The 8,976-nt window shown below is 70.4% G+C and carries 8 protein-coding genes; 1 reads left to right on the top strand and 7 read right to left on the bottom strand.

The window, feature by feature from the left end; translation table 11 throughout:
- Nucleotide 1 precedes the first annotated feature (1 nt).
- The 7 genes from pyrG to GVV86_RS14505 are packed head-to-tail and all read right to left on the bottom strand — an operon-like array spanning nt 2 to nt 7,508.
- Nucleotides 2–1,705 carry a CTP synthase gene (gene pyrG / locus GVV86_RS14475; protein ID WP_159803159.1) on the bottom strand — a complete coding sequence of 568 codons (1,704 nt, stop codon included), beginning with the start codon at nt 1,703–1,705 and terminating at the stop codon, nt 2–4.
- On the bottom strand, nt 1,702–3,438 hold the full coding sequence (gene recN / locus GVV86_RS14480) for a DNA repair protein RecN (protein ID WP_159803160.1): 1,737 nt from the start codon (nt 3,436–3,438) through the stop codon (nt 1,702–1,704). The genes pyrG and recN overlap by 4 nt, the downstream gene beginning before the upstream one ends.
- Entirely contained in the window at nt 3,435–4,361 is a 927-nt protein-coding gene (locus GVV86_RS14485) for an NAD kinase (RefSeq protein WP_159619066.1), read from the bottom strand. Before GVV86_RS14485 ends, recN begins: the two co-directional genes overlap by 4 nt.
- A complete protein-coding gene (locus tag GVV86_RS14490; RefSeq protein WP_159803161.1) occupies nt 4,358–5,200 on the bottom strand; it encodes a TlyA family RNA methyltransferase in 843 nt (280 codons plus the stop codon). The genes GVV86_RS14485 and GVV86_RS14490 overlap by 4 nt, the downstream gene beginning before the upstream one ends.
- 3 nt (nt 5,201–5,203) lie before the next feature.
- The gene (locus GVV86_RS14495) at nt 5,204–5,503 is read right to left on the bottom strand and encodes a hypothetical protein (protein WP_159619070.1); all 300 of its coding nucleotides are present in this window, start codon (nt 5,501–5,503) and stop codon (nt 5,204–5,206) included.
- An 18-nt stretch (nt 5,504–5,521) separates the two neighbouring features.
- Entirely contained in the window at nt 5,522–6,520 is a 999-nt protein-coding gene (locus GVV86_RS14500) for an HAD-IIA family hydrolase (RefSeq protein WP_246669995.1), read from the bottom strand.
- Complete coding sequence (locus GVV86_RS14505) at nt 6,510–7,508, bottom strand: hypothetical protein (protein ID WP_246669996.1); 999 nt, start codon at nt 7,506–7,508, stop codon at nt 6,510–6,512. The genes GVV86_RS14500 and GVV86_RS14505 overlap by 11 nt, the downstream gene beginning before the upstream one ends.
- Before the next feature lie 66 nt (nt 7,509–7,574).
- Here GVV86_RS14505 and GVV86_RS14510 point away from each other — a divergent pair, with 66 nt between their 5' ends.
- Complete coding sequence (locus GVV86_RS14510) at nt 7,575–8,246, top strand: hypothetical protein (RefSeq protein WP_159803163.1); 672 nt, start codon at nt 7,575–7,577, stop codon at nt 8,244–8,246.
- Nucleotides 8,247–8,976 lie beyond the last annotated feature (730 nt).

The following is an 8,976-nucleotide window of genomic DNA, read 5'->3' on the forward strand; positions in this document are numbered from 1 at the left end:
CTCAGACCTTGGCGCCCCTGAGATCAAGGGCGGCCTTCACGAGTCCCGCGAAGAGCGGGTGCGGCCGCGTGGGGCGCGAACTCAGTTCGGGGTGGGCCTGGGTGGACACGTAGTACGGGTGGACGTCCCGGGGGAGCTCCGCGAACTCCACCAGCTTGCCGTCCGGCGAGGTGCCCGAGAACACGAGCCCGGCCTCGGCGATCTGGGCGCGGTACTCGTTGTTCACCTCGTAGCGGTGGCGGTGGCGCTCGGTGACGGTGGTCTTGCCGTAGGTGCCGGCGACGACGGAGCCTTCATCAAGGCGCGCCTCCCAGAGGCCAAGGCGCATGGTTCCGCCCATGTCACCCTCCCCGGCGACGATGGAGAGCTGCTCGGCCATCGTGGCGATCACGGGGAACTTGGTGTCGGGTTCGAATTCGCTCGAGGACGCGTTCTCGAGGCCGACCACGTTCCGGGCGTATTCGATGACCATGCACTGCAGTCCAAGGCACAGGCCCAGGGTGGGGACCTTGTTCTCGCGGGCGAACAGCAGGGCGCCCAGCTTGCCTTCGAGGCCGCGGATGCCGAAGCCGCCCGGAACGCAGATGGCGTCGACGCCGGCGAGGGCCTTACGGGCGCCCTCCGGGGTGTCGCATTCGTCCGAGGGCACCCAGCGGATGTTGACCTTGGCCTTGTTGGCGAAACCGCCGGCCCGCAGCGCCTCGGTGACCGAGAGGTAGGCGTCGGGCAGGTCGATGTACTTACCGACCAACGCCACCTCGACCTGGTGCTTCGGGTTGTGCACCGCGTCGAGGAGCTTGTTCCACTTGGTCCAGTTGACGTCCTTGAATTTCAGGTCGAGGGACTGGACGATGTACGCATCGAGGCCCTGCCTGTGAAGGGTCTTGGGGATGTCGTAGATGCTGGGGGCGTCGGCCGCATTCACGACGGCGTCGATGTCGACGTCGCACATGCGTCCGATCTTCTCCCGCATCGCCAGGGGGACCTCGCGGTCGGAGCGGATCACGATGGCGTCGGGCTGGATGCCGATGGAGCGGAGCATCGCGACCGAGTGCTGCGTCGGCTTGGTCTTCAGTTCCTGGGAGGGCCCGATGTAGGGAACCAGCGACACGTGGAGAAAGAAGACGTTGTTGCGTCCGATGTCCTGGCGGACCTGGCGGGCCGATTCGAGGAACGGCTGGGATTCGATGTCGCCGACGGTTCCACCGATTTCGGTGATGATGACGTCGGGAACCTTCTTCAAGGCCACCGGCTCGGCCGGCAGGCGCATGCGCCGCTTGATCTCGTCGGTGATGTGCGGGATGACCTGGACGGTGTCGCCGAGGTACTCCCCGCGGCGTTCCTTGGCGATGACGGTCGAGTACACCTGGCCGGTCGTCACGTTTGCCGAGCCGTCGAGGTTCTCGTCGAGGAACCGCTCGTAGTGGCCGATGTCGAGGTCTGTTTCGGCGCCGTCCTCGGTGACGAAGACCTCACCGTGCTGGAACGGGTTCATCGTGCCGGGATCGACATTGAGGTAGGGATCAAGCTTCTGCATGGTGACCGAGAGTCCCCGTGCCCGAAGCAGGTGACCGAGGCTTGACGCCGTCAATCCCTTGCCGAGGGAGGAGGCCACGCCACCAGTCACGAAGATGTGCTTGGTCGTCTTTGCGGACTTTGGGAACCGGGAGTTTGTTTGCTGCACCACGGAGTTCGAGCCTATCATCTGGAAGTGGTCCGCGCCGCATCCGCGAGGAGTTCCTCGGCATGGGCGCGGGCGGAGGCTGAGTCCTCCTGGCCCGCAAGCATTCGGGCAAGTTCGCGCACGCGCTCCGCCTCGGGCAGCACCTGAACATCACTGGCTGTGAATCCGCTGTCCTCCCCGTCCCCACCGGTGGAATGCACGTTCTTTGTGACACGGACATGGCGCGCCGCGAAGGCCGCCACCTGCGGCAGGTGGGTCACCACGATCACCTGGACGTGCTGGGCGAGCATGGCCAGCCGCCGGCCGATCTCGACGGCGGCCTTTCCGCCCACCCCGGCGTCAACTTCGTCGAAGACGAACGTGGGAACCGGGTCGACGGCGGCGAGCACCACCTCGATGGCGAGCATCACCCGGGAGAGTTCGCCGCCGGAGGCCCCCTTCCCGAGCGGCCGGGGGGCGGACCCGGGGTGCGGGCGCAGGTTGAAGCTGATGTCGTCGCCGCCGTGGATCGTCAGGGACTCCGCGGGGGTGACCTCGATGAGCAGCGTGGCGTCGGGCATGGCGAGGGCGCTCAGTTCGTCGCTGACCCGCTCGGCGAGGTGCCGGGCGGCCTCCTGCCGCAGGGCCGACACCGCGGCCGCACCGGCGCGCACCACGGCGTCGAGCCCCTCGATCTCCGCTTCGAGCTCCTCGACGCGGGAGGAGTCCCCGGTGAGCTCCTCAAGGCGCCGGGCGCTCTCCTCGCGCCACTGCAGGACCTCGTCGATGCTGGGGGCGTACTTGCGCACCAGCACCGCAAGCGCGGCGCGCCGGGCCTCGACCTCGGCGAGGCGCGCCGGACCTTCTCCCTCAAGGGCCGTTCCGTAGGCGGCGAGCTCTCCGGAGATGTCGGCGAGCAGATACCCGACCTCGGCCAGCCGGCCGGCGAGCGTCTCGAGCTCCTGGTCGTGCTCGGCCACCCCCTCGAGCTGCCGCTTGGCCTCGTCAACGAGGGAGACGGCGTCGACCGCGGCGCCGAAGTCCTCGGACACCAGTGCGGAATGGGCGGTCAGGGCCGCGGTCCGCAGCTCTTCGACGTTGCCCAGGCGCATCGAGTCGGCCTTCAGCGTGACGTCCTCCCCCGGCTGGGGGTCGACCTCGTCGATTTCCGCGAGGGCCGCCGTCAGGCTTTCGGCTTCCCGCGCCCGCTCCCTCGCCTCGCTCTGGAGCCGGTTGCGTTCGGCGATCGCGCCGCGCCACCGCTGGTAGCTGCCGGCGTAGGCCTCGAGTTCGGCCGCGAGCTTCGGTCCGCCGAACTTGTCGAGGGCCCCGCGCTGGGCGGCGGCGCCCTTGAGCCGCAGCTGGTCCGACTGCCCGTGCACGACGACGAGGTGCTCGCCGAGTTCCGAGAGCACCCCAACGGGCGCCGTCCTGCCGCCCACGTAGGCCCTGCTGCGGCCTTCGCTGGTCACGGTGCGCGCCAGGATCAGTTCGGCCGTGCCGTCGAACTCCTCAAGGACCGCACCGGCCTCCACTGCGCGCTCGGCGACGGCGCTGCCGTGCTCGAGGCGCACGATGGCCTCCGCCGAGGCCGACTTCGCCCCAAGGCGGACCGAACCGGCGTCCGACCGCGCGCCGAGCAGGAGGCCGAGGGCGGTGATCACCATGGTCTTTCCCGCGCCGGTTTCGCCGGTGACGACGGTCAGGCCGGGGCCCAGGGTGAGGGTCGCATCGCTGATGACGCCGAGGTCGCGGATCCGCATCTCCTCGATCATTGGAGGTGCCTTCCGGTGGAGGCGACCGGCCCGCGCCAGCCCTGGACGGGAAGCTGGAACTTCTGGACGAGCCGCTCGGAGAAGGGAGTCTGGCGGGTCCGGGCCAACCGGACCGGATTATCGGAACGCCGGACCTCCACCCGGGCGCCGGGCGGAAGGTCGATGCTGCGGCGCCCATCGCACCACAGCACGCCCCAGGCGTCCGTGCGGGTGAGGATCTCCACGGCCAGCACGGAGGTCGGAGCGACAACGAGCGGTTTCGCGAAGAGCGCGTGGGCGCTGATGGGGGCCATCAGCAGGGCTTCCACCTCCGGCCACACGATGGGGCCGCCGGAGGAGAAGGCGTAGGCGGTTGACCCGGTGGGGGTGGCAAGCACGATGCCGTCGCATCCGAAGGAGCTGACGGGCAGACCGTCGACCTCGATGACCACTTCGATCATGCGTTCCCGGTTGGCCTTCTCGATGGCCGCTTCGTTGAGTGCCCACGTTTCCCCAAGCAGGGTATCGCCCTGCCAGGCGGAGACCTCGATGGTCATCCGTTCCTCGACGCTGTAGTCGCGTTCGGCGACCCACCGGACCGCCTCGTCGAGGTCGGCGCGTTCGCTTTCGGCAAGGAAGCCGACGTGGCCGAGGTTCACCCCGAGGAGCGGGATTTCGCGGCTGCGCACCAGTTCCGCGGCGCGGAGGATGGTGCCGTCGCCGCCGAGGACCATGACCAGTTCGATGCCGTCGAGGGTGACGTCCTCCCCCAGCGTTTCGGTCGGTGCCGCGAGGGCGCCGTACGCCGCCTGGAGCCCGGAGGCCTCCTCCGGCCGCATGACGGGCGTGAGCCCGAGGGCGGAGAGCCGCGTACACGCCTGCTGGGCGGCCGCAATCGCGTCCTGCCTGCCGGTGTGCGCAAGCACCAGAATTTTCCTAGTCATTCAGCTCCGTCGTTGTCTTTCGCCCGGCCGCCGAATGCGGCGCTCGTGGAGAGCAGCCCGTCGGTCAGGCGGTCCAGGTCCTCTTCGATCCTAGGGTCCATTGTCCGATGCGGCACCCTCACCCACAGGAAGTACTCAAGATTTCCGTCCTGGCCGGGCAGGGAGCTCTGCTCCAGGCCTCGTACTTCCAGCCCAGCCGCGAGTGCCTCCCGGACCACTCCGTGCACGCCCCGCCTGCGGGCGGCCTCGGAGGTCACGACGCCCTGGCCGTTCAGGGCACCGCGTCCCACTTCGAACTGCGGCTTGATCATCAGCACGAGGTCCCCGCCCGGCACCGTGGCCGCGGCGAGGGACCGGATCACGAGCTTCAGGGAGATGAAGGACAGGTCGGCCACGGTGAGCTCGGCGGGTCCCCCGATCTCCCCCGGGTCGAGGTAGCGCACGTTGAGCCCCTCAAAGACGTGCACTCGAGGATCCTGGCGCAGCACCTGCACCAACTGGCCGTGGCCGACGTCCACCGCCGCCACCTCGCGGGCGCCGGCCCGCAGCAGCACGTCGGTAAAGCCGCCGGTGGAGGCTCCGGCGTCAAGGCAGCGCCGCCCGGCGACCGCGACGCCGGGGAAGGCGGAGAGCGCGCCGGCGAGCTTGTGTCCGGCCCGGCTCACGAACTCGGGCCCGGCGTCGGCGACCGCCAGCTCCTGGTCGCCGCTGACCGGTGCGGAGGCCTTGAGCATCACCTCGCCGGCTCGGAACACCCGCCGGGCCGTGATGAGCTGGGCCGCATGGGACCGCGAGCGTGCCAGGCCACGGGAGACAAGTTCCTGGTCCAGGCGCGCCACTGATCAGTCCTCCGCGTTGAGTTCGGTGAGCAGGGCATCGTGGAGGGTCGCGTAGAAATCCGCGTGCTCGCCCACCGGGTGTCCGCCGAGGTCCGCGAGCCTCCCGAGGACGGCGTCGACCGAGGAATCCCCTGTGGGCGGTACCTCTCCGGGCCCGGAAAACTCCGCGGCGGCACCGGCTTCGCCGTCCGGGCCCGGCATGCCACCGTCCCGGGCAGCCTCGGATGCATCAGCGGGAACGCGGCCGTCGTCGTCGCGCACGATTTCCCCCTTCGTCGGTCCTGCCATTGTCGGTTCTGCCATTGTTGCAGCGTCCCGGATTCAGGCCGCTGCGCCGGTGAAGCGGAGATCCGGCATCCGGGCCGTCTCCAGCGCGGGCGCAGCCGCCCACCACGCAGCGCAGGCCGCCCGCCAGGCGTTGAGGCTGCTTTCGCTGCCCTCCACTCGAACGGCTCCTGCCTCGACCCGGGCCGAATCGGTTCCGCAGCGGTATGCGCCGTCGTCGGCAGTCACCGGCGGGTAGGGCTCGTACAGGCCCCCAAGGTCCGGGAGCAGGTAGGTGGGACGCTCGGCGGCCACCGCAGCCAGTGCGGTGCGCACCGTGTCGACCCCGGTCAGGATCAGCGCGGTGTCCATGCCGGCCCGGTTCCCGCCGAGAATGTCGGTGTCCAGGCGGTCGCCGACGACAAGCGGGCGTTCCGACCCCAGATGGCGCGCCGCCGTGGTGAACAGCGGTGCCTCCGGCTTCCCGGCGACCACAGGACGGGTCCCTGTGGCGGCTGCGACGGCCGCCACGAGCGACCCGTTGCCGGGGGCGATCCCGCGTGCCTGCGGGATCGACATGTCGGTGTTCGTGGCAACCCAGACTGCGCCGGCCGCGATCGCATAGGACGCCTCGGCGAGGTCCCTCCAGCCGAGTTCGGGTGAGAAGCCCTGGATGACCGCGTCGGGGCCGTCCTCGGCCGAGTCCACCGGGATCAGCCGGTGGCTGCGCACCGCGTCGGCCAGGGTCCTGCTTCCGGTTACCAGCACCTTGGAGCCTGCCGGAACCAACCCGGCCAGGAGTTCGGCACCGGCGAGGGCGGACCCGAAGACCTGGTCCCCCCGGGCCGGCGCGCCAAGGCTCCTCAGGTGCGCCGCGACCTCATCGGCCGAACGCGACGCATTGTTGGTGATGTAGGCCAGCTTCACCCCCACCTCCAAGAGCTTCGTCAGCGCCTCGATGGCTCCCGCAATGGCGTGCGGGCCAGCATAAACGACGCCGTCGAGGTCCGAAAGGACCGCGTCATAGGCGCCGATCAGGGCACCCTCAGCCTCCAACGGAATCCTCGGCCGCCTTGATCGGAGCACCACCGCCGGGCGCGGTCCCGGAAGGGGCATCCCCATCCCCCGCGCCGGGGGTGCTGTCTGTGTCGTTATCCGCGGCTGGAAGGAGGGTCCCTTCGGTGCTGTCGGTCCCGGTGCCTTCCTCAACGTCGGCGCTCCCACCATCAGCGCTTGCACCATCGGTGTCGGGCCCGGCGCCCTCAGACTCGTTCGAATCACCATCGGAGTCGATAACGGAGGCGGGTGCTTCGGCTGTCACGTCCTCGGCGGCGTCCTTTTTCGGCCCGCCCAGAACCTCGGCCACCGTCGGTACCGGACGCGCTGCACCTTCCTCGTCATCGCCCAAAAGGTCGATGATGTCGGGCTCAGCTGGGTCCTCGACCCCCAGTGCGGACTCGGCCACCTTGGCCTGCTTGCGCCACTTCTCCGACTCCCCGGTGCGTCCGGCGGCATCGAGTGCATCCGCGTACGCCCGGAACAGCCGGGGACTGAAGGAGAAGGCACGGTGCAGATCCAGCTGTGGGATCTCGAGGGCGGCCACGGCTGCCTCAAGCTGGCCGAGATCGGTCCGTGCGCCGGAGACGACCATGGCGAGCTCGGCCTTGCCTGCCGCATCGAGGGTCTCGGCCTCCTCACTGCGGGCAAGGTCGAGCGCCCGGTCCGGCCGTCCCAGTCCGCGTTCACAGTCGGCCATGACCGGCAGGTGCGCATTGGAGCCACTGATCCGGCGGAAGGTCCTGAACTCCCGCAGGGCCTCGCCGTAATGGCCGGCGGCATACGCTGTAAGGCCGACCGCTTCACGGACGGCCGCGAGCCGTCCGCCGCGCCTGCTCGCGGCGAGGGCATGCTGGAACGCGAGCTCGGGATCGTCCTCGAGGAGGCGTCCGGCCATCACCAGGTGACGCGACACCCACAGTGCGCTGCGCTCCTCGAGGTTGCGGATCTGGGCACGGGTGACCCGGTCCAGCTCGTCGCCCTTCACGTCCTCGTCGATCTCCGGTGAACGTTCCCGGTCCGGCCGGTTGGAGCTGCGCAGGTCACGCGCGTTGTGCTGGCGGGGCGCGGCCGGCGGACCACTTCGGGGACCGTCCCCGGCCCCGAAGCTGCGGCGCGGCGCGGTGCCGTGCTGCCCGGCGCCCCGGCCACCGGCGCGGGGACCCCCGCCGCGTTCGTCTCGGCGACCGTCGCGCCGGTCATCACGCCGGTCATCACGCCGGTCATCGAAGCGGGAGCCGGTCCGGCCCTCACCGCGTGGGTGCTCCCCCGATCCGCCGGGACGCCGGTCGGCGCCCTGATCCGGGCGCTTGGCCCAGGCGGGCCGGTCGGCCGGGCCGCCGCTGCGTCCTCCAGCAGCACCACCGGCGCGCGGCCGGTCGGAAGCGTTACCCGAGAACGACCCGCCCCTCGAGGCGGAGCCCCTCAGCTGTGCGCCGCGGGAATCGCCACCCCGGTAGCCCCCGCCGGAGCGATGATCGCCTGCGCCGCGCCCTCCTGCACTTCGGTCCGAAGAAGTGCGGCCCTCAGTGCCGCGGCCTTCACCGGCGCGGTCAGGGCGAAGCCCGGGGCGGTCCGCATAGCGGCCACCAGCCGACGGGGCACCGGCATCCCGGCCGGCACCGGATTCACCCCGGCCCTGGTACCCGCCGCGCCCGTCGGAGCTGCGCTGTCCATCACGGGCGCCGTCGCGGCCGCGGGAGGCGCCGCCGAAACGGTTGCCTGATGTACCCGAGGAGGAGCCCGGTCCCCGCCGCTGCGGCGCAGCACCCCGGGCTCCCCCGGTCTCACCGTCGCGGCCGCCGGAATCTGCGGCCGACCTCGCCGCCCCCTTCGATCCCCACGAGTGGCGCTTCCCGGCGGCCTCGGTTTGATTCGAGTTTCCTCCGCCTGCGGGCTTTCCGTTGTCCGGGGAGTCCCCGTGCGTGCGTTCCTGCTCAGCCATGGCGGCGAAGTTCCTCTCATTTACAGCAGCCGCATCTCGCGTTCCGCTGTTCTCTATTGTTCTATAAGTCGTTTGCATCAATGCAATCACGTCCTGCCCCGGCCGCGCGATCCTGTGCGGGGTGGCACCTGCCAGGCACGCCGGCCAGCCCGGCCGGATGGCCGTGGCCCGCCAACCGTCCGCCATCCCACCGCGACATACCGTCGCTCCGGATGCGAACCACGGCGGCCCGCGGCGGCCCAGGTGCGACCGGCGAGGGGCAGCGGGCCGGCGGTAGTGCCGGCCGGGTCTGCGGCCCAGGTGGGTGCCGGTGCTGGGGTGCGTGCCGGCCCAGCGGGTTATGGGCCTGGTGGCCGTGGTGGGGGGTGGGCCCGGTCTTGTGGTGGTGGTTAAAGGGGTGCAGGCCCCACCGGTGGTGGGGCCTGCATTTTAAGGGTGGTCCGGCGGTGTCCTACTCTCCCACACTCTCTCGGGTGCAGTACCATCGGCGCTGTGGGTCTTAGCTTCCGGG

This window comes from Arthrobacter zhaoguopingii (genome assembly GCF_009828595.1).
GTDB lineage: Bacteria > Actinomycetota > Actinomycetes > Actinomycetales > Micrococcaceae > Arthrobacter_D > Arthrobacter_D zhaoguopingii.

Coding starts and splice junctions, on each gene's coding strand:
- GVV86_RS14485 (WP_159619066.1), bottom strand. CDS start 4,361: ATGACTAGGAAAATTCTGGTGCTTGCGCACACCGGCAGGCAGGACGCG.
- GVV86_RS14495 (WP_159619070.1), bottom strand. CDS start 5,503: ATGGCAGAACCGACAATGGCAGGACCGACGAAGGGGGAAATCGTGCGC.
- recN (WP_159803160.1), bottom strand. CDS start 3,438: ATGATCGAGGAGATGCGGATCCGCGACCTCGGCGTCATCAGCGATGCG.
- pyrG (WP_159803159.1), bottom strand. CDS start 1,705: ATGATAGGCTCGAACTCCGTGGTGCAGCAAACAAACTCCCGGTTCCCA.